Origin of the sequence: Geothrix campi, from assembly GCF_024609265.1 — a bacterium.
Lineage (GTDB): Bacteria > Acidobacteriota > Holophagae > Holophagales > Holophagaceae > Geothrix > Geothrix campi.
In genome coordinates, this window is record NZ_JANHMP010000001.1 from 1386272 (window position 1) to 1408756 (window position 22485).

22 protein-coding genes are annotated in these 22485 nt (G+C 64.1%); 13 read left to right on the forward strand and 9 right to left on the reverse strand.

Translation table 11 applies throughout. The annotated features are described in order from the left end of the window. Window positions 1-7: 7 nt before the first annotated feature. The 7 genes from NOV65_RS06350 to NOV65_RS06380 form a co-directional block, all read right to left on the reverse strand. Window positions 8-721, reverse strand: a complete 714-nt coding sequence (locus tag NOV65_RS06350) for a hypothetical protein (RefSeq protein WP_257305196.1) — start codon at window positions 719-721, stop codon at window positions 8-10. Next, window positions 718-1488 carry a cytochrome b N-terminal domain-containing protein gene (locus NOV65_RS06355; RefSeq protein WP_257305197.1) on the reverse strand — a complete coding sequence of 257 codons (771 nt, stop codon included), beginning with the start codon at window positions 1486-1488 and terminating at the stop codon, window positions 718-720. Before NOV65_RS06355 ends, NOV65_RS06350 begins: the two co-directional genes overlap by 4 nt. After that, complete coding sequence (locus NOV65_RS06360) at window positions 1485-1958, reverse strand: QcrA and Rieske domain-containing protein (protein WP_257305198.1); 474 nt, start codon at window positions 1956-1958, stop codon at window positions 1485-1487. The genes NOV65_RS06355 and NOV65_RS06360 overlap by 4 nt, the downstream gene beginning before the upstream one ends. A 13-nt stretch (window positions 1959-1971) precedes the next feature. Further along, window positions 1972-3801, reverse strand: coding sequence for an FAD-dependent oxidoreductase (locus tag NOV65_RS06365; protein WP_257305201.1), 1830 nt, complete (start codon window positions 3799-3801; stop codon window positions 1972-1974). Window positions 3802-3805: 4 nt separating this feature from the next. Further along, a complete protein-coding gene (locus NOV65_RS06370) occupies window positions 3806-4384 on the reverse strand; it encodes a plastocyanin/azurin family copper-binding protein (protein WP_257305202.1) in 579 nt (192 codons plus the stop codon). A 50-nt stretch (window positions 4385-4434) separates the two neighbouring features. After that, complete coding sequence (locus NOV65_RS06375) at window positions 4435-5925, reverse strand: hypothetical protein (RefSeq protein WP_257305205.1); 1491 nt, start codon at window positions 5923-5925, stop codon at window positions 4435-4437. A 188-nt stretch (window positions 5926-6113) separates the two neighbouring features. Continuing rightward, window positions 6114-6776, reverse strand: coding sequence for a helix-turn-helix transcriptional regulator (locus NOV65_RS06380; protein ID WP_257305206.1), 663 nt, complete (start codon window positions 6774-6776; stop codon window positions 6114-6116). Window positions 6777-7071: 295 nt separating this feature from the next. On the opposite strand from NOV65_RS06380, the gene topA reads away from it, so the two are divergent. The 4 genes from topA (at window position 7072) to NOV65_RS06400 (ending at window position 13916) form a co-directional block, all read left to right on the forward strand. Then, window positions 7072-9606 carry a type I DNA topoisomerase gene (topA, locus tag NOV65_RS06385; protein WP_257305207.1) on the forward strand — a complete coding sequence of 845 codons (2535 nt, stop codon included), beginning with the start codon at window positions 7072-7074 and terminating at the stop codon, window positions 9604-9606. 618 nt (window positions 9607-10224) lie between these two features. Next, complete coding sequence (locus tag NOV65_RS06390) at window positions 10225-10905, forward strand: hypothetical protein (protein WP_257305208.1); 681 nt, start codon at window positions 10225-10227, stop codon at window positions 10903-10905. Next, window positions 10902-12977, forward strand: a complete 2076-nt coding sequence (locus tag NOV65_RS06395) for a tetratricopeptide repeat protein (RefSeq protein WP_257305210.1) — start codon at window positions 10902-10904, stop codon at window positions 12975-12977. The genes NOV65_RS06390 and NOV65_RS06395 overlap by 4 nt, the downstream gene beginning before the upstream one ends. A gap of 435 nt (window positions 12978-13412) precedes the next feature. Then, on the forward strand, window positions 13413-13916 hold the full coding sequence (locus tag NOV65_RS06400; RefSeq protein WP_257305211.1) for a DinB family protein: 504 nt from the start codon (window positions 13413-13415) through the stop codon (window positions 13914-13916). 334 nt (window positions 13917-14250) lie between these two features. Here the strand turns inward: NOV65_RS06400 and NOV65_RS06405 are convergent, their stop codons facing one another. Beyond that, window positions 14251-14778: a DinB family protein gene (locus NOV65_RS06405; RefSeq protein ID WP_257305212.1), complete on the reverse strand. Its 528-nt coding sequence runs from the start codon at window positions 14776-14778 to the stop codon at window positions 14251-14253. Window positions 14779-14949: 171 nt separating this feature from the next. Between NOV65_RS06405 and NOV65_RS06410 the strand changes: the two genes are divergently transcribed. From NOV65_RS06410 to NOV65_RS06435, 6 genes are all read left to right on the forward strand, one after another. Then, a complete protein-coding gene (locus tag NOV65_RS06410; protein WP_257305214.1) occupies window positions 14950-15771 on the forward strand; it encodes a ferredoxin--NADP reductase in 822 nt (273 codons plus the stop codon). 65 nt (window positions 15772-15836) lie between these two features. Continuing rightward, window positions 15837-16259: an Rrf2 family transcriptional regulator gene (locus NOV65_RS06415; protein WP_257305216.1), complete on the forward strand. Its 423-nt coding sequence runs from the start codon at window positions 15837-15839 to the stop codon at window positions 16257-16259. A 55-nt stretch (window positions 16260-16314) separates the two neighbouring features. Beyond that, window positions 16315-17178 (forward strand): SDR family oxidoreductase, encoded by an 864-nt coding sequence (locus NOV65_RS06420; RefSeq protein WP_257305217.1) that lies wholly within the window; start codon window positions 16315-16317, stop codon window positions 17176-17178. Between the two features lie 77 nt (window positions 17179-17255). Then, window positions 17256-17711, forward strand: coding sequence for an aminoacyl-tRNA deacylase (locus tag NOV65_RS06425; RefSeq protein WP_257305218.1), 456 nt, complete (start codon window positions 17256-17258; stop codon window positions 17709-17711). Between the two features lie 71 nt (window positions 17712-17782). Then, window positions 17783-18316 (forward strand): hypothetical protein, encoded by a 534-nt coding sequence (locus NOV65_RS06430; protein ID WP_257305219.1) that lies wholly within the window; start codon window positions 17783-17785, stop codon window positions 18314-18316. Between the two features lie 195 nt (window positions 18317-18511). Next, the gene (locus NOV65_RS06435; RefSeq protein ID WP_425250841.1) at window positions 18512-19264 is read left to right on the forward strand and encodes an SDR family NAD(P)-dependent oxidoreductase; all 753 of its coding nucleotides are present in this window, start codon (window positions 18512-18514) and stop codon (window positions 19262-19264) included. On the opposite strand, the gene NOV65_RS06440 is transcribed toward NOV65_RS06435, so the two are convergent. Further along, window positions 19245-19610, reverse strand: coding sequence for an antibiotic biosynthesis monooxygenase family protein (locus NOV65_RS06440; protein WP_257305221.1), 366 nt, complete (start codon window positions 19608-19610; stop codon window positions 19245-19247). The two genes, NOV65_RS06435 and NOV65_RS06440, sit on opposite strands and share 20 nt — an antisense overlap. 113 nt (window positions 19611-19723) lie before the next feature. Here NOV65_RS06440 and NOV65_RS06445 point away from each other — a divergent pair, with 113 nt between their 5' ends. The 3 genes from NOV65_RS06445 (at window position 19724) to NOV65_RS06455 (ending at window position 22455) form a co-directional block, all read left to right on the forward strand. Continuing rightward, window positions 19724-20506, forward strand: a complete 783-nt coding sequence (locus NOV65_RS06445; protein ID WP_257305223.1) for a helix-turn-helix domain-containing protein — start codon at window positions 19724-19726, stop codon at window positions 20504-20506. A gap of 88 nt (window positions 20507-20594) precedes the next feature. Next, complete coding sequence (locus tag NOV65_RS06450) at window positions 20595-21377, forward strand: alpha/beta fold hydrolase (protein ID WP_257305224.1); 783 nt, start codon at window positions 20595-20597, stop codon at window positions 21375-21377. A gap of 514 nt (window positions 21378-21891) precedes the next feature. Further along, window positions 21892-22455, forward strand: a complete 564-nt coding sequence (locus NOV65_RS06455; RefSeq protein WP_257305225.1) for a hypothetical protein — start codon at window positions 21892-21894, stop codon at window positions 22453-22455. Window positions 22456-22485 lie beyond the last annotated feature (30 nt).

Genomic DNA, 22485 nt, shown 5'->3' on the forward strand with positions numbered 1-22485 from the left:
AACTCCGTCAAGCGGGGGGGTACATGTTCCAGGGCCAGACGAGGGACCACCCGGGACCACGGAAGAAGGTGCCGATGAGCGTGAGGACCGTGGCCACCAGGATGAACCAGGTCATGATCCATTCCGGCAGGGTGACGCTCACGAGGAACCGGCGCAGGCGCCCGTCCAATTGGCCGCCGTAGACGGAGAACATGGCGGCTCCGATCAGGAGGGTCGGGACCACGATGGGCCAGCAGCCGAAGAGCGCGAAGAACACGGCGAGGAAGGCCGCCGCCCCGCCCACCCAGAGGCGGGTCCGGGCCTTGTCCCCCGACCAGAGGGGCCGCGCCGACAGGTTGATCTTTGCGTAGGGGATGACGACCAGCGCCACCACCACCAGGCCGGGGAAGACCACGCCGGCGACCACCGGCGGGAAGTAGTGGAGCAGCTCCTGGAGGCCCAGGAAGTACCAGGGCGCCTTCGAGGGATTGGGCGTCTCCAGGGGATTGGCGATCCCCTCCAGGGGCGCGTTGAAGAGCAGCGCGATGACGGCGAGGACGATCACCACCACCTGGAAGCAGATCACCTCGCGCAGGATGAGGTTGGGGTAGGTCATCACCCAGCGCTCCTCCACGCGGCGCAGGGTGGCCCGCGCATCGGGGCGCACCAGGGCCACCCGCTTGGGCACGGCCACCGGGTCGTTGGACTCGACGACCTTCAAGGAGGGCATCGGCAGGCTCATGGTTCCACCTCGTCGTCGGCGGGAGGCTCAGGTGGCCCCTGCACGCCCCCGTCCTTGCGGACCCGCCAGATGTGGACGCCCAGGAAGCCGAAGAGCGCCGCAGGCAGAAGCACGCAGTGGAGGACGTAGAAGCGCAGCAGGGCGTTCTCGGAGACGATGTTGCCGCCCAGCATGAGGAAGCGGAGGGGCGGCCCGAGGATGGGGGCCTCCTTCGCCATGTTCGTGCCCACGGAGACGCCCCAGAAGGCCAGCTGGTCCCAGGGCAGCAGATAGCCGGTGTAGGACAGCAGCAGCGTGACCAAGAGGAGCACCACGCCGATCACCCAGTTGAACTGGCGCGGGGGACGATAGGCGCGGTGGTAGAACACCCGCCCCATGTGCAGCAGCGCCCCGAGCACCATGAGGTGCGCGGCCCAGCGGTGGAGATTCCGGTAGAACACGCCGTTGTCCACGACGAACTTCAGCTCCTTCATGTCCCGGTAGGCCTGCGGGACGGAGGGGTGGTAGTAGAACATCAGCAGGATGCCCGTGGCGATGAGGACGACCAGGGCCGAGACCGTGATTCCGCCCAGCCAGTAGGTATGGCTGAATTTCAGCGTCTTCTCCCGAACCTTCACGGGGTGGACGTGGAGGAAGAGGTTCTCGAAGATGACCAGCGAGCGGTTGCGGTTCGTTTCCGCCGTGCCGTGGCGGACAATGGAGCGGTACACCGCCGAGCCGCGGATCAGGGTGCCCAGCTGGGAGAAGGAGAAAGCGTTCCCGTTCATACCTTCAGCACCTTTCCATGGGGGACGACCACGCTGGTGTCGACCGTGAGGTTCCCGTCCGCATCAGCCTTCACCTCCAGCCACGGCAGGGAGCGGGGCGCCGGGCCGTGGACCACGTTCCCCTCCGCGTCGAAGCGGCTGCCGTGGCAGGGACAGGCGATCACGCCCTCGTCCGCGTGGAACCGGGTGATGCAGCCCAGGTGGGTGCAGACCGCGGACAGCGCGAAGACGCCGCCCTGGCCGCCGACGATGTAGGCCCGATGTTCTTCGTCGAACTTGATGGTGCCTTCCGGGTAGTCCTGGAGGTGGCCCGCCTTGAACTCCGTGGGAGGTTCGAACAGGACCTTCGGTTCCAGGTAGTCGAGCACCGTGAGCCCAACCCCGACCGCGGTCAGGGCACAGGCGCCCAGGCCCAGCCGGGCCAGGAACTCCCGGCGGGTCTCCTCGCTCGACCTGAGCGGCAATGCCATGCCTTCCTCCGCTTCACGCACTGGCGCGCTCCTTCCCTGCAAAGCTCTGCATCGTGATGGTCCCCACCGGGCAGCGCAGGGCGCACAGGCCGCACCGGATGCAGGTTTCCTCGTCCTTGATGAAGATCGAACCGGCCCGTTCCCCGTCCAGCAGCAGCGGCGCGAGCTCCCGGGCCGACGCCGGCACCTCACCCTCGATCAGAGAGGGCACGATCTCGATGCAGTCCTCAGGGCAGATGTCCTGGCAGCCGCCGCAGAGGATGCACTCCGTGCCCTCGTCGGGATTCTGCTCGAAGATGGTGTTCGTCCAGCAGTGGAGGCAGCGCAGGCCCTCCTGGCGCGCCGCGCCCTCGCTGAAGCATTCCTCGACTTCCGCGAAGCCCACCCGGCGGGAGGTCGGCCGCATGGGCGGGTGCTGGCGTGGGATCCCCTCGTAGTCCCAGACCCGCTCGTAGCGTTCCTCCTGCTCGATCTCCACGGTGATCTCGGGCTCGGGGCACGGCCGGCCGCGCAGGAACTCGTCGATGGACCGGGCCGCGCGCTTGCCGTCGGCCACGGCACTGATGGCGATGCGCGGGCCGAAGGCCGCGTCGCCGCCGGTGAAGACGCCCGGCGCTGTGGTCGCGAGGGTATCGGGATCGAAGATGATCCGCCCCTGGGCCGTCTGGATGCCGTCCTCCGGGCGCAGGAACGAGAACTCACCCGTCTGTCCGATGGCGACGATGACCGTGTCGGCCTCGATGACCTCCTCCGAGCCTTCGTCGAACTGCGGCGCGAAGCGCCCCGTCTCGTCGAACACGCGGGTCACTTTGGTGAAGGCGATGCCGGTGACCGAGCCATGCTCCCCCACGATCTGCTTGGGGCCCACGCGGTAGCGGAAGTGGATGCCCTCGTGGCGGGCCTCCTCCACCTCCTCGGGCGCGGCCGGCATCTCCTGCTCGGATTCCAGGCAGCAGACCGTGACCTCGCGGCCGCCGAAGCGGACCGCGCTGCGGGCCACGTCGAGGGCCTGGACGATGGACAGGCTGCGCTCCATGTTCGCCTGCTCGCCGCCCCGGGCCGCCGTGCGGGCCACGTCGAGAGCCACGTTGCCGCCGCCGATGACGACGACCTTCCGGCCCATGTCGACCTTGTAGCCCAGGTTCAGGTTCAGCAGGTAGTCGATGCCCTTCAGCACGCCGTCCAGCTCGATGCCCGGCGTCCGCAGGTCGCGGCTCTGCATGGCCCCCACGCCCAGGAACACGGACTTGTAGCCCTGGGCCTTCAGGTCCTCCAGCGTGAAGTCCTTGCCCAGCCGGGTATTGGTCCTCAGCTCCACACCCAGGGAGAGGATGGCGTTCACCTCGAGCTGGATGAGGGCCCGGGGCAGGCGGTACTCGGGCACGCCCAGCCGGAGCATGCCTCCGGCCACGGGCGCCGCTTCGAAGATCGTCACGGGATAGCCCAGGATGGCCAGGTCGTGGGCGCAGGCCAGGCCCGCCGGTCCCGAGCCGATGACGGCCACCTTCTCGGCGTAGCGATCGGTGCGGTGGCCATAGATCTCGGCCAGCACGGAGAAGTCCATCATGCTTTCGACGCCGAACTTCTCCGTCACGAACCGCTTCATGGCGCGGATGGCGATGGGGGCGTCGAGCTCGCCCCGGCGGCACACCGCCTCGCAGGGGGCCGCGCAGATCCGCCCGCAGATGGAGGCGAGCGGATTCGGACGGCGGGCCACCGCGTAGGCCTCACGGAACTTCCCCTGCGCGATCAGCGTCACGTACTTGCCTGCCTCGGTATGGACCGGGCACGCCCACTTGCAGGGGAAGTTCCGTTCAAGCCATTCCTGGCTGACGTCGACCAAGGAGCTACCTCGCGATCTCGAAATCCACCTGGGTGCTGCCCGCGACCTTGACGGCCTTCTGCGCCGCCTTCAGCTTCGGGTGCCAGACCTTCACGGTGAACTGGCCATCGGGGACGTTCTTGATCTCGTAGCTGCCGTCCGCCTTGGTGACGGCGTAGTACGGGGTGGGCACGGCCACGACGAAGCCTTCCATTTCGGGATGGACCTTGCACAGCAGCGTCGCCTGGCACTCGTTCTTGAAGGTGTAGCTGCGGGACTGGCCCTGGGGCCAGGTGCCGAGGTTGAACTTGCTGCAGCAGGTGTCGGGCGAGAAGACGTTGTGCAGCACGGCGTCGTCGTTGTGGAAGTCGACCGTGGTGCCCACCTGCACGGGGAGCACATGCGGGATGAAGACGAGGTTCTTCTGGTCGACCACGGCGTGCTTGGCGGGCGCGGGGAAGGTCTTCCCGGGGATGGCGTCCAGGTAGACCACGGCGTCGGCGCTGTTGCGCACACCCTTGCAGGCCACTTTCCCGTGGAGGTCGCCGGCGGGCAGCGAGCCCACCACGCCGAGGGCCAGGATGGTGCAGAGTGCGAGTTTCATCGGAGGACTCCTGTCATGCGGAAGGCGCCAGGCGCCTCCTGCGAAGTGAATTAGAAGGCGGCGCGGATGACGGTGTTGATGGCCTTGTTGGTGCCGACTCCGGCCTGGTCCGACTTCTGGTACTCGAGCATGAACTTCACGTTGGCCGCGGCCAGGTAGGTGAAGTTGAAGTTGGAGACCTTCAGGGGCTGGACGGTGGTGTCGCCGGGCGTGAGCTTCTCGAAGCGGGCGGAGACGTGGAAGGGCGGCGCGATCACGTAGTCCGCCTGGACGAAGCCGGCCTTGTAGGTGCGGTCGTTCGTGCTCACCACGGTGAGGTTGTCGGCGGTGCGGAGCTCCAGGGTGTCTCGGCCATCCAGGTAGACGCCGAACACATTCAGGTCCATCCAGGTCCAGGAGGCGTAGAGGCCGCCGCGCGTGTAGCTCGTGTCCTGCATGTGGTAGGGGTTGGTTCCGTCCACGGGATCGATGACCAGGCCGTTGATGTCCGCAGCCAGGAAGTCGACGCTCGTGGCATTGCCCTTCAGGCCGAACACGCCCACGCGGAATGATTTCTCGCGCCAGTTCTCAGGCGGCAGCTGCACGCCTTCCGTGTCGCCATCCAGGCCCATGCCGCCGAACTTGTAGTCCATCCGGAGGTAGACGTCCTTGTGGGTGCTGTTGTTGTAGTTCCCGTTGGGGGCGCCGGTCGTGCCGAGGGCACTGCTGCCGCTGACCTGCGTGTTCGCCCCGGGGCTGATCTTGCTCATGACCCCGAAGGTGTAGAAGAAGCGGTGGCCGAGCACACCGTAGGCCTCGATGGCGCGGGCCCGGGCGGGCAGGGACACGACGCCGGCCGCATCATCCAGGATGCCCACGCCGCCGAGGTAGCCCACGGGGTTGTAGTTGAACATCGAGTCCACGCCGTTGTCGGTCATGATCCACATTTCCTGGAACCCGTCGTAGAGGTTCGGCGCGAACTTCCCGATGCGGACGCTGAAGGCGTGCTCGGGCCCGAGGATGGAATCGAAGTCCAGGCGGGCATGCTCGATCTCCGTTCCGGAACTCCCGTCGGAATTCTCGGCGTGAGTCAGCTCGGCCATGAAGCTCATGTGCTCGCCCAGCGTGCCCGCCGCGAAGAGGTTCACCTCCTGGGGGAACTGGAAGTCGTTGTGGACGACCGTCTTGGTCCCGGTGGCGTCCGTGGCGGCGTTGTAGACGCTGGCCATCTTCACGTTCATGGCCAGGGGGGCGTTGCCCGGCAGCTCATTGGGCCACACGGCCTGGGGCCACACCCGCTTGTAGGCCTCGGAGCCCAGCGAGACGGGCCTCTGCTTGATCTGGTCCTCGGTCTCCTTGGGCATCCGGTAGCCGTTCAGGCGGAACGCCTCACCGAACGCGTTGAGCTTGGGGAACACCGTGTGGCAGGTCACGCAGGAGGTCTGGTACTTCCGCGCGAAGATCGGGAAGGCGCGGGCGGGCGTGGCCAGACCCAGGAAGAGGCCCACCAGGAGGGCGAGCCCTCCGAGGTGTCGATACGGATGTTTCAGGTCGTGGCGCATGGGGGGGTGCTCCTTGGGATGGGTTTCAGCCCCAAGGAATACGACTGGCCGCCGGCCACCACCATCAAGCGCCTGCATCATTCTCTGTGGGGAGGATGCATCACGGCCGTGTCACGAATCCTGTCGCGTCACGTGCAAAAATAAAAATAGCTCAGATTATATTTCAACACTCCAGGGACCGCCCACCTTCAGACGATGCCCTTCTGGAAGGCGAAGGCCACCGCCTCGGCCTTGGAATGCACCTCCAGCTTGTCGAGGATCTTCTGGGTGTGGTTCCGCACGGTCAGGGCCGAAATGTGGAGGAAGTCCGCGATCTCGGGGGTGGTCCGCCCCGCGGCGATGAGGCCCAGAATCTCCACTTCCCGCTGGCTGAGCCGGCGGGCCCGGGCATCCGGCGACTCGCGGGCGTTCTGCACGGCCGGCCGGGGGGCCGCACCCAGCTCGCTCCCCGCAGCGGGTGCGGCCGCCGGCTTCAGGATGTGCATCAGATAGAAGTGGTGGGGCGGTGGTGCCGCCAGTTGGAGGATGACCACCTCGGCGAGGACCAGGTGCCGATCCTTCGCCATGAAGCGGAGGTCGAAGTGCCGGACCACCTCCCCCCGGCCCGCCATGCCCACCAGGGGGCAGTTCTCGCTGCAGTAGCGGTTGCCCCAGCCGTCGCACCCGCCCATCAGGTCCGCGCAGCAGGCGCCCTCGGCTTCCTGGGCCGTGTAGCCCAGCAGGGCCTCCGCGCTGTGGTTCCAGGCCGCGATGCGGTTGTGGCGGTCCGTGATGAACACCGGGTCGGGGGAATCGTCGACCGTCGCCAGGATGGGACGCAAGGCCTCGGGCAGACGGGAGACCGCGCTCACCGGCGCTCCCCCGATCCCCGGCGGGCGGCGACAGGCTGGCCAGGAACTCGACTCATGGGATCCGCTCCGTGGTCCCGGAGGGCCAGTGATGAAGAAAATGCGTCGTATTCTCCACAGCACAACGAAGACATGTCCACAGAAATTTCACATGTATTTGTATAAACAAGATTTTAAGACCCGCGTCATGACTGCCTTTCTTCGTTTTTTACCAGGGGGGTTCGTGGTACCCCTCCCCGCTGGCACTTGACAAACCTCTGCCCCCAGGTCCCATCCTTAGCCCCCTAGGAGTTCCACCGTGGCCAGGAAGCTGAAGCAAGACGATGCGAGTTCACCGAGCCCCGCTGAGCCCTCGGTCAAGGGCCAGAAGCTGGTGATCGTCGAAAGCCCGTCGAAGGCCAAGACCATCACCAAGTACCTGGGCAAGGGGTACAAGGTCATGGCCTCCGTGGGCCACATCCGGGATCTGCCCCGCAAGCTGGGGGTGGACATCGAGAACGGCTTCCAGGAGGAGTACGAGATCAGCCCGGCCAAGGAGAAGGTGGTCCGGGAGCTGCGGTCCGCCGCCAAGTCCGCCTCCGAGATCGTGCTCGCCACCGACCCTGACCGCGAGGGAGAGGCCATCAGCTGGCACCTGCTGGAGGCCATCAAGCCGCCCAAGAGCCTGCCCGTGAGCCGGGTCCTGTTCAACGAGATCACCCCCACGGGCATCGCCAAGGCCATGGCGGCGCCCACGGTCATTAATAAGAAGCTGGTGGACGCCCAGCGGGCCCGCCGCGTGCTCGACCGCCTGGTGGGCTACAAGGTCAGCCAGGTGCTCTGGGACAAGGTGCGCCGGGGCCTGTCGGCCGGCCGCGTCCAGAGCGTGGCCGTGCGCATCATCGTGGACCGCGAGCTGGAGATCCAGGCCTTCAACCCGGTCGAGTACTGGGTGCTGAAGGGCAAGTTCGCCGCCAAGCTGCCGCCCAGCTTCTGGATGAAGCTGGTGAAGGTGGGCGGCGAGGCCCTCCAGCTCGGCAACAAGGAGACCAAGCGCCGGGTGGCCGACGCCCTCCAGGCCAAGGATCTCAAGGCCAAGCTGGAGAAGGCCGCCTACAAGGTCACCAGCCTGGAAACCAAGGAGAAGAAGCGCAACCCCGCCGCGCCCTTCACCACCGCCAAGCTGCAGCAGGAATCGGCCCAGAAGCTGAAGATGAGCGTCAGCCGCACCATGCAGAACGCCCAGCGCCTCTACGAGGGCCTGGATTTCGGCGAGGGCCCCGTGGGCCTCATCACCTACATGCGCACGGATTCGCCCCGCCTGGCCCCAGAGGCCATCGAGGCCACCCGCGAGTTCATCGCCAAGAAATACGGGAAGGAATACCTGCCCGCCAAGGCCCGCATCTACACGGGCAAGGCCGGGGCGCAGGATGCCCACGAGGCCATCCGCCCCACGGACATCACACGCACCCCTGAGTCGCTGCGAGGACACCTCGAACCGGATCAGTTCCGGCTCTATGCCCTGATCTGGCGGCGGACGATGGCTTGCCAGATGGAGGCCGCGCGCTTCGACGAGACGGTGGTCCAGACCGAAGCCGAGGTCGGCAAGGAAACCGCGCTCTTCGAGGCCAAGGGCGAGATCGAGCGCTTCCCCGGCTGGCTGGCGGTCTACCGCGCCGAGAAGACCGAGACCGAGGCCGAGTCCATCGCCGACGCCACCAAGGGCGACGAGGAGGACGAGGACGAGGCCCTGCTGCCGGCCCTCAAGCTGGGCGAGGCCCTGAAGCTGGAGCAGCTCGACGCGGACCAGCAGTTCACCAAGCCCCCCGCCCGCTTCAACGAAGCCACCCTGGTGAAGGAGCTGGAAGAGGACGGCATCGGCCGTCCCTCCACCTACGCCAGCATCATCAGCACCATCCAGGACCGGGACTACGTGAAGAAGCACGAGGGCCGCTTCAAGCCCACGGAGCTGGGCATGGTGGTCACCGAGCTGCTCATCCAGGGCTTCCCTCGCCTGCTGGACAGCAAGTACACCTCGGGCATGGAGGGCAACCTCGATCTCATCGAGGACGGCAAGCTCACCTTCAAGAAGGCCATGACGGACTTCTACGGCCCCTTCGAGCAGGCCTTGGCCGCCGCCGGGCAGGACATGCAGAACCTGAAGGCCGGTGTGCCCACGGGCGAGAAGTGCCCCAAGTGCGGCGACCGGAAGAAGCACCCGGGCGTGCTGCTCAAGCGCATCGGCCGCAACGGGCTCTTCGTGGGCTGCACCAACTACAGCGCCGAGAAGGAAGCCGACAAGTGTGACTACACGGCGGACCTGGAGAAGATGGAGGAGCCCGAGGACGCGCCCGAGTGCCCGCTCTGCGGCACCACGCCCATGAACCTGCGCAAGGGCCAGTGGGGCCCCTTCTGGGCCTGCCCCAACTACCCCAAGTGCAAGGGCATCGTGAAGGCCGATCCCAAGGGCATCCCCGTGCCGCCGGACGAGCCCATCGGGGAGAAGTGCCCCAACTGCGGCAAGGACTTCGTGAAGCGCCACGGCCGCTACGGCGAGTTCATCTGCTGCATCGACTACCCCACCTGCAAGACGGTGAAGAAGGAGATCCTGGCCGTGCCCTGCCCCAAGTGCGGCGGCGGCCTCAGCCCCCGCAAGACGCGCTTCGGCAAGGTCTTCTACGGCTGCACCAACTACCCCAAGTGCGACTACACCGCCTGGGACAAGCCCGTCCCCGTCACCTGCCCCGCCTGCAAGAACCCCAGCATGGGCGAGAAGACCCGGAAGCCACGGGGCAAGGACCCCATCCAAGTCCTCATTTGCCCCAAGTGCGGGCATGAAGAGCCGATGGGATGAGCTGCTGATTCGTAATCAGCAGGTCGCAGGTTCGAATCCTATTAGTTGCCGGACAAGGGTAGCGGAGAGGGGGTTTTGGGTGGGTATGGTTCCCTGTGCTAATTAGTGGAGGATCTGCCCGAAGTCTGCGGGGCCCAACGGGGCAGCATGCCCGTAGACTCAGACCCCAGACCGGGATGCGGGGGTTGCGACTCAACCCATAGCTCCCTTGGTGTTTAACATCCCCATTGGCAACCGGCTCCTCTGGGATGGGTTCGGTGCTGGCAGCTGGGGCCTCAGCTTGCCGCTGGTGACATTAAGCCTGATATATCAATGAATGTAATCTTTGACGTCAATCCAAAGCCCTCAAGCTAAACTAGAGGACTTGAGCCTAACGCCTTTTCAAAGTGCGAGTTCGTAATCACCATGAACCCCATCACCCTCACCCGGTCGGTTTCTCCTCCATCACCGGAGCGATGTCCAAATTGTGGGGAAGAGTGTGTGGAGTCGCTTCGACATTGCGCTGTGTGTAGCTTCGACCTAGGTTGCCCGAACGTACGCGCAGCTCACAGGCCAAAGGAAACCGAAGGGGTTTCTGGACGATTTCGAGCAGCACGAGAATCCAGCAAGGCACGTGGGGTGTCAGCCGAGTTCGAAGCATTGGCTGAAACAATTGAAAATGAAACACATGTTGTAGTCGCAGTTTCACCAATTCTTGCTCGCAGCTTCTTACAAGATTCTAAACAGCTCTATCAAGGTTACGAGAAATTAGTTGAAGGCGGTAGTCGGACGCCAGCGCCGCAAGAGTTTGATTCTCAACGCTATGCCGTGGCTGGCAAGCTATTTGGGCACTATGCGGAGGATATTCGATATGGATTGTTATCCATAAATGGTCGAAGCTTGAAAAATTATGGAATTGTGCATATCCAGCTCCGCGATATTGCCATAAAGGATCGAGTGAGTTTTTTGCATGAAAATTCATACCTTTTTGTACGCGAATTTGATTTGAAACCAGATTCACCACTTCCAGTCGGCTATAGATGTAGCTGGTTAAATAAAAAAGAACTTGTGGCGGCCAAACTCGAATCTAGTCTTGTTCCGGGATCAGGGAAAGAAGAATGGGCTAGATTATTAGTGAATAACGGAGAAACACGCGATAGGGATCAATGCGTGGAAGCACATATTTATGGACCCTTTAATTCGGCTGCAATTGAAAATATTGAATATGAAAACAATGGATTTAACAGGCAAGATCGATTGGATATTGAAATTATTAAAGATATTTTTGGCCACAAAAAAGTGAGTGGGTGGCCATCATGAAAGGCTATATTTCAAGCTCTGCTGGAATTTGCTTGATTGATTACGGTTCTGAATATCGTGTAATCAATATTTCTGATATGTCGCTAATACAAAATGATGCTGCAATTATGCTGATTTCAATGCCAGATGATTGGGAAGCCATAATATGTGATGATGAGAAATCATTCTTGGAAAATGTGCACAAGAAATATTGGCATCATAGATGTCTTATTAATGTTGAAGCATTGTTAATTGGAGTGTCGAGGAATCTTCGGCACGAGCTTATGATAGAGATTGAGGATGCCCTTAAAATCGATGGAACAATAGAATTTGCACGAAATAATCTTCTTAAGTTGCCACTTAAATCAATCGATGCATTTCAGAGTTTGATTTACGAAGCCCTTTCAAAGGGTTTTGGAGCTACTGCAAGTTTGCTGGAATTTACCAGAGAGTCCCAGCCATTATTGCGGCGAATTGTAGAGCGGTGGCTACTTCTTCCGGATGATATTTTCCTTAAATTCCATGCCGGTCGAAAGGGAATTTGGTCTAAGGCAGTAGAAAATGGAATTATTGTTTCCATTCTTGATGCCAAAAATTCTCAATCTATAGAGAGATCCTGGAATACCTTAACACTAAGCATTGATTCGCCATTAGAAAGAATGGCGATCATCAGAGTAGCCAAATTGTTTGCCAGACAATTATTTCCTGAAGAAGGAAGTGGAAGGGCGCATCTTTCTATGGAGCGAGAGGAAGAAGAAAATTGCCTGCCCGTTGAAAAAAGAAAATGGCAACTCAGAAAAAATGCTTCCCCTTATGCTGAATATACACAAGCGATGAAACAAGTGGATGCAATATTTTATGCAATATCAGAAGGGAAAGACCAGAATGCTCGAATTTTTATACAAGAATTAGTTAATCGACAAACGTCTATCCCAAGTGGGGACAAATTTGCAGTCATGTCGCTATGCAATATTGCATCTCATTGTGCAGAGATGTTCCGAACAGATTTTGAATTTGAATGCCTTAATGCTGCTGCACAATTAGTACCCACGGATGGTTGGATGCTTATTCAATTGGCTGATCATTATAAGCGAGTAGGTAGATTCGAGGATGCAATAGAAACATTGAATAACGCAAAAAATTATGGAGAAGAGACAGTTGCTATTTCCAGCCTGGCTGATGTTTATGTACAAATGGGGCAGTACGAGAAAGCTCTGTCTATCTATAAATCAGTCCCTGGAGGGGAATCAGATCCGACTATTCGTGGTGCGATGGCGGATGTTTTAAGACGTTGGGGAAGGCTTGATGAAGCAAGTCGAGAATACGATGCCCTCATTATAAATGGGACAGCCAATCATCGAATCACTGCTGGCCAAGCTGAAATTGCAAAACTTCGAGGTGACCTTAATAAATCGATTGAGTTATACCAACAATTATTAAAGATTCCTGGAATTGAAAAGGCCGGTTTGGTTGTGTATCGACTGGGATTAGCGAATGTACTAATTCGAAATGGCCAACCGGAGGAAGCCTACCGCTTGGTTGATAAAGTGGTTCAAGAGCGACCATTTTCTCGTCAGGCGAGAGTGTTTCGCGCAGCAATTGCTGGACTTCTTGGAAACCCTGAGCAGGCCATTGCTGAACTCCAGCCTCTTGGGACCTCGTATGCATTTAATGAATGGATAAATGAATATGTCCGCGGATTGCTTCTTTTAATGTTGGATAGAAATTTAGACGCAAAAGCTGCGTTGTTAAAATCAATTGAAACGCATTTGGTTTCAGATGAAGATAAAAATATAGTTCATCTTGGTGCAGCGGTCTTTTTCCTTAAACACAGGGATGGAATGCATGAAGCACAACAAATATTAAATAAACTCCCATCAACAAACGATCATTTTGTTGAGTCTTTAAAGAAAATATTTAACTATCATATCGCTATCTCGCTTAATGACTCACGACTCCAGAATGAACTATATCAGCAGTTATCAGAGATAAAAATCCCTAATCTTCTTGACTTGATTACGGCCATAAATAAAAGAGATTGGCCGACGGTGCGACGGATGGAGATTGAGGTGGTCCTTGGCTTGGCTGCCTGAATATCACCGCCGCAAGTTGATGGTTAATTTATAAATTTCGCTTGACTCAATCCATCAGAATTAACTTCTTATTTTGGAATTCATAGCCACCTCTAGTGCCTTGGCAGCTTTTTGATTGGTATTTAGGTGCTGGGTGATTACAAGGTGGGCAAAACGTTTAGTTGTAATTGCTTGGCTGTGCCCGAACAACGTTCCTATCATCTATAGACTCATGCCCCACTGGACTGCATGGCTGGCTAAGGCGCGTCGAGGGTCATGAATCCGTACCTCCTGGAGCCTAGCCTTCTCCCGGATGGCACCCCAGGATTTCTCAAGGTTCACGAGGTAGTTGCCTGCCCCTCCGTCATTCTCCGCTTACCTAGTTCTTTTTCTGCCTCTAATCCGTGCCCCTCGGGGCTCATCCGTGGATAGCTTTCCCGCACCCCCAGGAGGCCCATGCTCCAGGACACCCCCTCATTCCTCGCCTACTGGCGCAACGCCCGGTCCCGCACGGTGCGGGTGCTGGAGGCACTGGGGCCTGAGGATCTGGAGTGGGCGCCGACGCCGGGGGCCTTCACCTTCGGCGACCTGTTCCGCCACCTGGCGGGGCTGGAGCGCTTCATGTACGCAGAGAACGTGCAGGGCCGGCCCAGCGCGCACCCGGGCCACGGGGTTGACCTGGCCTCGGGCCTGGACGGGGTGCGCGCCTACCTGGACGCCTGCCATGCCGAAGCCATGGCCATCTTCGGCGCCCTCACCGACGCCGACCTGTTGGCCCCCTGCGTGAACCCGGCCGGAGTCCAGATGGCCACCTGGAAGTGGCTGCGGGCCATGGCCGAGCACGAGGCCCACCACCGCGGCCAGCTCTACCTCATGGCCAGCCAGCGCGGCCGCCCCGTCGCCCCCCTCTTCGGCCTCACCGAAGAACAGCTCGCCGCCGCATCCAAAGCGAAAAGCTGAATCAGCCACCGATGAACACTGATGAACACCGATAAAAGACATTTCAGCCGCTGATTTCGGTGATGAACGGTGATGGCGCGCCGCGAGTTTCCCGCCTGGGCCCGCCGGAGGCGGCTTCCGGCCAGGCCGGAAGGGAGCCGGGGGCGCCGTTGCCGCGCTCCCAGAAGGCACGGCGACGGCGCCCCCGGCTCCGCCCAGGCTGCCTCGTCGCAGCGAATCACTGAAATCAGCGGCAAAAGCGCAGTTCCGCTTTATCGGTGTTCATCATGCCTTTTCGGTGTTCATCGGTGTTCCCGCTTTTAGCCTTTTCAGGGTCGAATGACCAAACCTGCGGCTACAGGATGGCCATGAGCAGGCGCTTGAGCTGGTCCAGGTGCAGGAGGTCGTGGCCGGCGAGCATGGGCAGGAGCTGGCCCAGGGATTCGGGACCGCGCTCGCTGTGCTGGCCGGCGCGCGCGAGGTCCCGGGGCGTCAGGCTCTGCCAGAGGCGCAGGTTGTGGGGGCGCAGGGCGCGGAACTGCTCGACGAGCTCCCGGGGGTCGCGTTCGTTGTAGCGCTGCCCCACCACCCACTGGTCCTGGTCCATGACCTGCATGGCCGGGTTCTCCTCGCACAGGATGAGCCGGGTGCGGTAGCCGTAGACCCACTCACAGTCGCAGAGGTGGCCGATGACCTCGCAGGGCGTCCACTTCCCCACGATGGGCCGGGTCTGCAGCCGCTTCCCGGCATGATCCCGGACGATGCCCGCCAGCACGCCGCCCGTCGTGCCGAGCACCTCAAGCGGATCCCGGTCTCCCAGGAATCCCAGAACCTTCTTCCGGTAGGCGGCGGTGGCTTCCTGCGGGTTCTGGACGGTCGCCATGGTGTCCTCCTCGTGGGTGGGGACCGAGCCTACCCAGGAATGGAGGCTCGTGGAAGGGGTGCCAGACCTGCGGAAAATGGCCTCTCTTTTCCAGCCGCCCCCACGTGAATCGGCGCCATGATGGGCTCCCCTCCGGGGCCCACCCCTCGAAGGTGCATGCGGGAGGCGCCCATGCCCACCCCCATCCCCACCCCCAACGCCATCGTGACGCAGCGCATCGACACGGCGCCGGGCTTGATGACGCTGCGGGTGGCGCCGGTGGGGTGGGCGCTGCCGGCCTTCGTGCCGGGGCAGTTCGCGGTGCTGGCGCTGCCGGCCTCGGCGCCGCGGAGCGCCCACTCGGAGCCGGAGGATCCGCCCCTGCCCCCGGAGACCTTCCTGCGCCGGGCCTACTCCGTCGCCTCCTCCTCCCGGGACCACGAGTACCTGGAGTTCTACCTGGTGGAGGTGCGGGGCGGGGCCCTGACGCCCCGGCTCTTCGCCCTGAAGCCAGGGGACAAACTGTGGCTGGGCCCCAAGTTCACGGGCCTGTTCACCCTCGACGAGGTGCCGGCGGACCGGCACGTGGTCTTCCTCGCCACGGGCACGGGCCTGGCGCCCTACATGTCCATGCTGCGCACGCACCTGGCGCGGGACGCGGGCCGGCGCTTCGCGGTGATCCACGGGGCGCGGAACTCCTGGGACCTGGGCTACCGGGACGAGCTCACGCAGATGCAGCGCCTGGCGCCCAGCCTCCTGTACCTGCCGGTGCTCACGCGCCCCCAGGCCGAGCTGGCCCCCTGGACCGGCGCGGTGGGGCGGCTCCCGGCCTTCTGGGCCGACGGGGCCCTGGCCCGGGCCTGGGGCTTCCGGCCCAGCCCCGCCGACACCCACATCTTCCTCTGCGGCAACCCCGGCATGCTCGAAGCCATGCAGCGCCAGCTTGAGGCCGAGGGCTTCCGCGAGCACACGAAGAAGGTGCCCGGGGAGATCCACGTGGAGAAGTACTGGTAGCCGGGCCAGAAAAAGGCTTGACGGAATCCTATTTCGAAACCAACTTGGTTACAGATAGGATGCCCATGAGCAACACCCGCTACACCGTCGCCATCCATGTGCTCACCCTGCTGGCCTACGCAGGGCCCGAGGCCCTCACCTCCGAGTACATCGCCGGCAGCGTGAACACCAATCCCGTGGTCATCCGCCGCATCCTGGCGGGCCTGCGGGAGGCCGGCCTGGTGCGCAGCCAGGGCGGGCCGGGGGGCGGCTGGCAGCTGCTCCGGGCCCCAGAGGCCGTGAGCCTCCTGGAGGTGCTGCGGGCCGTGGACACGGAAGCCTCCTTCCCCCTGCACGCCACGCCCCCGAACCCGGCCTGCCCCGTGGGCCGGTCCATCCAGGCCCTCCTCGCGGGCCACTTCCACACCGCCCAGGCCGCCATGGAACGGGAGTTGGCCCGCGTCAGCCTCCGCGACCTGCTGGAGGATGTGAAGGCCCAACCGGCCTGATTTTTTTGTATCCAAATCCGCAACCGATTTGGTTGCATTTACCACAGGAGACCCCATGTCCGCCCCCCTCGTCGTCACCGGCGCCACCGGCCAGCTCGGCCGCCTCGTCCTCCAGTCCCTCCTGAAGCAGGTCCCCGCGGGCCAGCTCGTGGCCGCCATGCGCAGCCCCGAGAAGGCACAGGACCTGGCCGCCCTGGGAATCCAGGTGCGCCGCGCCGACTACGACCGCCCCGAAACCCTGCTTGAAGCCTTCCGCGGGGCCGGCAGGGTGCTGCTCATCTCCTCCAGCGAGCTGGGCAAGCGCTTCGCCCAGCACCGCGCCGCCATCGACGCGGCCAAGGCCGCCGGGGTGCAGCTCCTGGCCTACACGAGCCTGCTGCGCGCCGGCACCTCGCCCCTGCCCCTGGGCCTGGAGCACCGCCAGACGGAGGACTACCTCCAGGCCTCGGGTCTGCCCTTCGCGCTGCTGCGGAACAGCTGGTACACAGAGAACTACATGGCCAGCATCCCCCCCGCCCTGCAGCACGGGGTCTTCCTGGGAAGCGCCGGGGAGGGCAAGATCGCGTCGGCCGCCCGAGCCGACTACGCCGAGGCCGCCGCCGCCGTCCTGCTGAAGCCCGATCAGGCGGGCCGCGTCTACGAGCTGGCGGGGGACTCGGCCTACACGCTGGCCGGCCTGGCCGCCGAGGTCGCCCGCCAGGCCGGGAAGCCCGTGGCCTACCAGAACCTGCCCGAAGCCGAGTACCAGGCCATCCTGATTGGCGCGGGCCTGCCCGAGCCCGTGGCGCGCCTCCTGGCCGAATCGGACACGGGCGCGGCCCAGGGCGGCCTCTTCGACGACTCGCACGCGTTGAGCCGCCTCATCGGCCGGCCCACCACCCCCATGGCCACCTCCGTGGCCGAGGCGCTCAAGGGCTGAGGCATCAGGGCCTCTCCGGTGGCCCTCCGCTCCATTCTGCCCCATCCTTGGTCCGCTCTCGGTCCAAGGAGGCTGCCATGCCCATGACCAAGCTCGAGGAGTTCCTCAACAAGAACGGGGTGGCCCACCAGGTCATCCCCCATCCCCTGGCCTTCACAGCCACCTCGGTGGCGGGGGCCGCGCACATCAAGGGCAAAGAAATGGCCAAGACGGTGGTGGTGAACCTGGACGGCCAGCTCGCCCTGGCCGTGGTGCCCGCCGACCGGAAGGTGGATCTGGAGCGCCTGCGCCAGGCCACCGGGGCCGTGTCCGCCGAGCTGGCCGACGAACGCGAGTTCATCGGCGACTTCCCGGAATGCGAACCCGGCGCCATGCCGCCCTTCGGTAACCTGTACGGCATGCCGGTCTACGTGGAGCCGCACCTGGCGGCCGATCCGGAGATCGCCTTCAACGCCGGCTCCCACACCGAGTTGATCCGCATGGCCTACAAGGACTTCGAGCGCCTGGCCCACCCCAAGCTCGTGGACATGTAGCGCGGCGCTCGATTCCGGAACCAGCCAGGGCCATCCCCTGAGTCGAGGTGCGGGCGGGTTAACATCCGTTCATGTGGCCTGTGCTGTTGCTCTTCCTGCTTCCCGTCGGGGGCGGCATCCCTGCCGGGGTGCTGCTCGCCCGGTCCAAGGGGCTGCCCTGGCCCATGACCGCCGGACTGTATTTCGCGTCGGATGTGCTGCTGGCCCTCGCCTTTGAGCCGATCCTCCGCCTGCTCGTGCTGCTGGCGGGAAAAATCCCCGTCCTGGCCCGGTTCGGCGCCGCGCTGAAGGAAGCCATGACCCGCACCGCAGCCCACGTCGGCGGCACCGGCGCGGGCCCCATCGCGCTCATCATGATCGCCTTCGGCGTGGACCCCATGACCGGACGCGCCTCGGCACTGGCCGCGGGGCATGGCTTCGTGATGGGCTGGGTATTCGCAATCACGGGCGACATGCTCTACTACGCGGTCATCGCCATCACGACCCTGCGTCTGAACGCCTACATCCGCGACCCGGACGCCACGATGTGGATCGTCCTCGGCGCGATGTTCATCGTGCCCATGCTGGTCCGCTATCTACGGTCTGTCAGCACGCGCCAGCCCTAGGCCTGGTCCACGCCGCCGGCGGATCGCCGGGCGTGTCTTCCCGGAAAAATCTGTGGCTCCGGGGCCCGCCGGGACGAAGAATGATGCCGTGGTAGGCCGATGCTGAGGGACCAGCTTTCCCACCATCCCCAGATGTTTCTCGCCGGGAAGGGCCTTCCCGAGGCTCTGCCCTGCCACGCCACCGAGGAGGTTCCCATGCGCCTGAAGGGCAAGACCATTCTCGTCACCGGCGGGGCCAGCGGCATCGGGCTCGCCACCGTGGAACGCTGCCTGCAGGAGGGCGCCCAGGTGGTCCTGGCGGATCTGCCCGGCCCCGCGGGCGGACTGCGCGCCCAGGAGCTGGACGAGCATCACCCCGGCCGCTGCCTCTTCCTGCCCTGCGATGTCACCTCCACCGACCAGGTGGACCAGCTCATCGCCGATACGGTGGCGCAATTCGGCAGCCTGGACGGGGTGTTCAACAACGCGGGCATCGGCGGCATGAACCCCGCGGACAGCTATTCCGACGAAGCCTTCCTGCGGGTGCTCGACATCAACCTGACCGGTGTGTTCCGCGTGGCGCGGGCCGCGCTGCGCCAGATGTACCAGCAGCGCCGCGGCAGCATCGTCAACTGCGCCTCGATCCTGGGCCTGTTCGGGCAGACCATGACCGCGGCCTACTCCACCGCCAAGGGCGGCGTCGTGAACCTCACGCGCACGCTGGCGCTCGAAGCCGCCACCAAGGGCGTGCGGGTGAACGCCGTCGGCCCCGGCTACATCGACACGCCCCTGCTGGCGGCGCTGGACGCCAACGCCCGCGAGGCCCTCATCGACCTGCATCCCCTGGGCCGCCTGGGCCGCCCGGAGGAAGTCGCCAACGCCGTGGTGTACCTGCTGAGCGACGAGGCCAGCTTCACCACTGGCGCCCTCCTCATGGTGGATGGCGGCTTCACGGCTGGGAAGTCCTGATGGCGGCGGCCTGGTAGGTCCCCCGCACCATCTCGACGCCCCAGCGCTTCAGGTCCGCAGGCAGGTCGAACCCGAGCCGCTGGTAGTGGGCGCGGACCTCCCGGCCCGCGTCCTCGTAGGCTTCGCGGCTGGCCCAGGCGGCGAGGGTCACGAGGTTGAAGGCGGAAGCGCCGTCCCGCTGCTCGAGGACCAGGTGGCCGCGGAAACCCGGCAGGGTGCGGATGAAGGCCAGGTTCTGCTCCATCCGGTCCGTGAACGCGGCCCGATTGGCCTCGGGCACCACGAAGCAGTCGTGCAGGAAGTAGAGGCCGGGTTCGCGATCCAAATCGAAGGTGAAGGTGGACATGGGGGCTCCTTGGGGGCGGGCGGAAGCGTCTGCGCCGCCCCCTGATTCTTGTCGCGACGGCCATTGGGAACTTGTATGAATTCAGTGGCTCCGGGCAGGGGTAGGATCACTCCATGCAGGTCCACTCCTTCGCTCCCGGCGAGGCGCTCGCCCCCTTCGTCCGCGCCTTCGAGATCATCGAGGCGGGCGCGGCGATGGAGAAGCTGCTCGTCCCGGAGACGGGCCTGATCCTGGGCTTCCGCTACTCGGGTTCGTCGAGCCTGGTGGACGGACCGGCCCAGGCCGTCGTCCCGGATCAGGTCGTGACGGGCCTGCGGGCCACGGCCCGGCGCATGCTCACCAGCGCCGGCAGCGGGATCGTCCTGGCGAAGTTCCGGGCGGGCGCCGCTGGGGCCTTCTTCGACCCGCCCCTGCAACAGCTCTTCGGAGCCACCGTCGCCCTCGAGGAACTCATGGACCCCCGGGAGGTCGAGGCGGCCTCGGCCCGCATCCGGGCGGCCCGGACCCACCGGGAACGGGTGGACGCCCTCGAGCAGTTCCTGCTCCGGCGCAGGGCGCGCAAAGCCTGGCAGGCGGATCCCCTCGTGGGCGCGGCGCTGCGGGCCATCCACGCCGACCCGGGCGCGATGCGCGTCGGCCCCCTCGCCAGGGACCTCGGGCTGAGCGTCGACGGGCTGGAGAAGCGGTTCCGCCGCGGCGTCGGAGCCTCGCCCAAGCAGTTGGCCTCCCTCCTCCGGCTGCGGCGGGCCCTCCGGGCACACCGCCAGGGCTCGCCCCTGACCCAACTCGCACTCGAGGCGGGGTACTACGATCAGGCGCATTTCATCCGGCAGGTCGTCGCGGCGGTCGGGATGGCGCCGCGGGCCTTCCTCCACGCCTCGGAGTTCTGCCTCTGAGCCGAGGCCGGCGTGGGAAGGAAGTGGGCGAAGGTGGGGGGCGCGGCGGGGCGGGTCACCGTCCTCCCTGAAGCTGGGATACTGCCCTATGTCCCTTCCGGTTTCCGATCCCCCGCAGGCCCCCGTGGAGCGCCCGCTCCTGGTCCTGCTGCCGGGTCTGGACGGCACGGGGCTGATGTTCGAGCCGTTCGTGAAGGCCCTCGGCAGCTTCAAGGCGCGGGTGGTGCGCTATCCGGAGGGCCTGACTTCGTACGCGGCCTGCCTGCACTTCGCCCGGGTGCAGTTGCCCCGGGGCCGGCCCTACCTCCTGTTGGGGGAATCCTTTTCGGGCCCCGTGGCCATGGCCCTGGCGGCGGAGCAGCCGGAGGGCCTGGTGGGCCTGGTGCTCTGCGGCACCTTCGCCCGGAACCCCCGCCCCGGCCTGGCCTGGGCCGTGGCGCTGCTCGGGCTCCTGCCGGGCCGCCTGCCCCTCGCCCTGCTCCGCTACCTGCTGCTGGGCCGCTGGGCCACGGAGCCCCTGCTGGACCGGGTGCGGGCCATGGCTCCCCAGGTTCCCCCCAACACGCTGAAGGGCCGGCTGCGGTCGGTGGTGACCGTGGACCAGACGCCCCTGCTGGGACGGATCCAGGTGCCGTCCCTGGCCCTCGTCGGCGCCCAGGACCGGCTGGTGCCACCGGCGGCCACGGACTGGCTCCGCAGCCACCTGCCCAACCTGGATGTCACGCGGCTCCAGGGCCCCCACTGGCTCCTCCAGACCCGCCCCGACGCCGCCGTCCAGGCCATCGAGGCCTTCCTGGGCCGCCTGCCGAAACCCCCGGCGGCAGAATCGGTCAACGATCTTTCTGCCAGTGCTGGTGCTGCTGAAGGGTGATTTCGCGCTGCGAGTTCCCCGGTCGACTGGCGAGACCCAGGGGATAAAAGACCAGATGAAGCGGAGGGCAACGGAGGCACTGAGGAAAGCGGAGCAAGACAGAACTCCTTGTCAGCTTTTCTCCGCTCCCCTCCGCTGCTCCGCTTGCCTCCGCTTATTGGTGCTGTTCAGCCGGGACGACACCAGGGAAAGAGAAGCGAAGCCACCGATGCACACCGATGGACACCGATGAAAAGACGCTTCAGCCGCTGATTTCAGTGATGACGGTGATGGCGCGCCGCGGGTTCCCCGATCAACGGGCGAGACCCAGGGATGAAGGACCAGATGAAGCGGAGGACAACGGAGGAACGGAGGAAAGCGGAGCAAGACAGAACTCGTTGCCTGCTTTTCTCCGCTCCCCTCCGTCGCTCCGCTTGTCTCCGCTTATTCATGCTGTTCAACCCGACTCCCGACTCCGCCCAGGGTTCCGCCACACTCCCGGCTGCTGGAAGGCCATTCCTGGGATACTCGCTCCATGTCATTCCTTTCCCGCCCCGCGATCCGCTGGTCCGTGCTCGTCGCCCTCTGGGCCCTGGTGGGCGCGGTGCTGTGGATCGTGCTGGTGCAGGTCTTCCTGCTGGCCCTGAACCCCTTCTGCCACCTGCAGCAGCCGGGCGTGGCGCGGGTGCAGGTGGTGAGCGTGGACCGCAATCAGGACAGCCAGATCACGGACTTCGTCACCGTGAAGCACGGCCGGGCGGAGCGGGTGCTCAACCTCGCCAAGTCCGAGGCGGAGGAGCTGCGCCCGGATGACGAGGTGTGGCTCCTCGAAGCCTGGTACGCGGATGGCCTGCGCCCCACCCAGTTCCGCCTGACGCTTCTGCGGGTGCTGGTGGAGTACCCGGTGCTCCTGCTGCTGCCCGCCGCCTGGGGCCTGTGGCGTGTGCGCAAGGCGAAGCAGGTTGCCGATGCCGCCCCGCCCCCACCCGTGCGCCGCACCTTCACCGATGACTTCCACCTCCGGGCCCAGCGCTTCGCCAAGCCGGCGGAGGAGAAAAAGGAAGATCCGCCACGGATGAACACTGATGAACACGGATAAAAGCTGACCTTTGTTTCAATCTGTGTTCAT

What these genes read in the sequence shown, in the direction of transcription:
- NOV65_RS06350 (WP_257305196.1), bottom strand. Translation starts at nt 721, where the DNA reads ATGAGCCTGCCGATGCCCTCCTTGAAGGTCGTCGAGTCCAACGACCCG.
- NOV65_RS06355 (WP_257305197.1), bottom strand. Translation starts at nt 1,488, where the DNA reads ATGAACGGGAACGCTTTCTCCTTCTCCCAGCTGGGCACCCTGATCCGC.
- NOV65_RS06360 (WP_257305198.1), bottom strand. Translation starts at nt 1,958, where the DNA reads ATGGCATTGCCGCTCAGGTCGAGCGAGGAGACCCGCCGGGAGTTCCTG.
- NOV65_RS06370 (WP_257305202.1), bottom strand. Translation starts at nt 4,384, where the DNA reads ATGAAACTCGCACTCTGCACCATCCTGGCCCTCGGCGTGGTGGGCTCG.
- NOV65_RS06375 (WP_257305205.1), bottom strand. Translation starts at nt 5,925, where the DNA reads ATGCGCCACGACCTGAAACATCCGTATCGACACCTCGGAGGGCTCGCC.
- NOV65_RS06395 (WP_257305210.1), top strand. Translation starts at nt 10,902, where the DNA reads ATGAAAGGCTATATTTCAAGCTCTGCTGGAATTTGCTTGATTGATTAC.
- NOV65_RS06400 (WP_257305211.1), top strand. Translation starts at nt 13,413, where the DNA reads ATGCTCCAGGACACCCCCTCATTCCTCGCCTACTGGCGCAACGCCCGG.
- NOV65_RS06405 (WP_257305212.1), bottom strand. Translation starts at nt 14,778, where the DNA reads ATGGCGACCGTCCAGAACCCGCAGGAAGCCACCGCCGCCTACCGGAAG.
- NOV65_RS06410 (WP_257305214.1), top strand. Translation starts at nt 14,950, where the DNA reads ATGCCCACCCCCATCCCCACCCCCAACGCCATCGTGACGCAGCGCATC.
- NOV65_RS06415 (WP_257305216.1), top strand. Translation starts at nt 15,837, where the DNA reads ATGAGCAACACCCGCTACACCGTCGCCATCCATGTGCTCACCCTGCTG.
- NOV65_RS06420 (WP_257305217.1), top strand. Translation starts at nt 16,315, where the DNA reads ATGTCCGCCCCCCTCGTCGTCACCGGCGCCACCGGCCAGCTCGGCCGC.
- NOV65_RS06425 (WP_257305218.1), top strand. Translation starts at nt 17,256, where the DNA reads ATGCCCATGACCAAGCTCGAGGAGTTCCTCAACAAGAACGGGGTGGCC.
- NOV65_RS06430 (WP_257305219.1), top strand. Translation starts at nt 17,783, where the DNA reads ATGTGGCCTGTGCTGTTGCTCTTCCTGCTTCCCGTCGGGGGCGGCATC.
- NOV65_RS06435 (WP_425250841.1), top strand. Translation starts at nt 18,512, where the DNA reads ATGCGCCTGAAGGGCAAGACCATTCTCGTCACCGGCGGGGCCAGCGGC.
- NOV65_RS06440 (WP_257305221.1), bottom strand. Translation starts at nt 19,610, where the DNA reads ATGTCCACCTTCACCTTCGATTTGGATCGCGAACCCGGCCTCTACTTC.
- NOV65_RS06445 (WP_257305223.1), top strand. Translation starts at nt 19,724, where the DNA reads ATGCAGGTCCACTCCTTCGCTCCCGGCGAGGCGCTCGCCCCCTTCGTC.
- NOV65_RS06450 (WP_257305224.1), top strand. Translation starts at nt 20,595, where the DNA reads ATGTCCCTTCCGGTTTCCGATCCCCCGCAGGCCCCCGTGGAGCGCCCG.
- NOV65_RS06455 (WP_257305225.1), top strand. Translation starts at nt 21,892, where the DNA reads ATGTCATTCCTTTCCCGCCCCGCGATCCGCTGGTCCGTGCTCGTCGCC.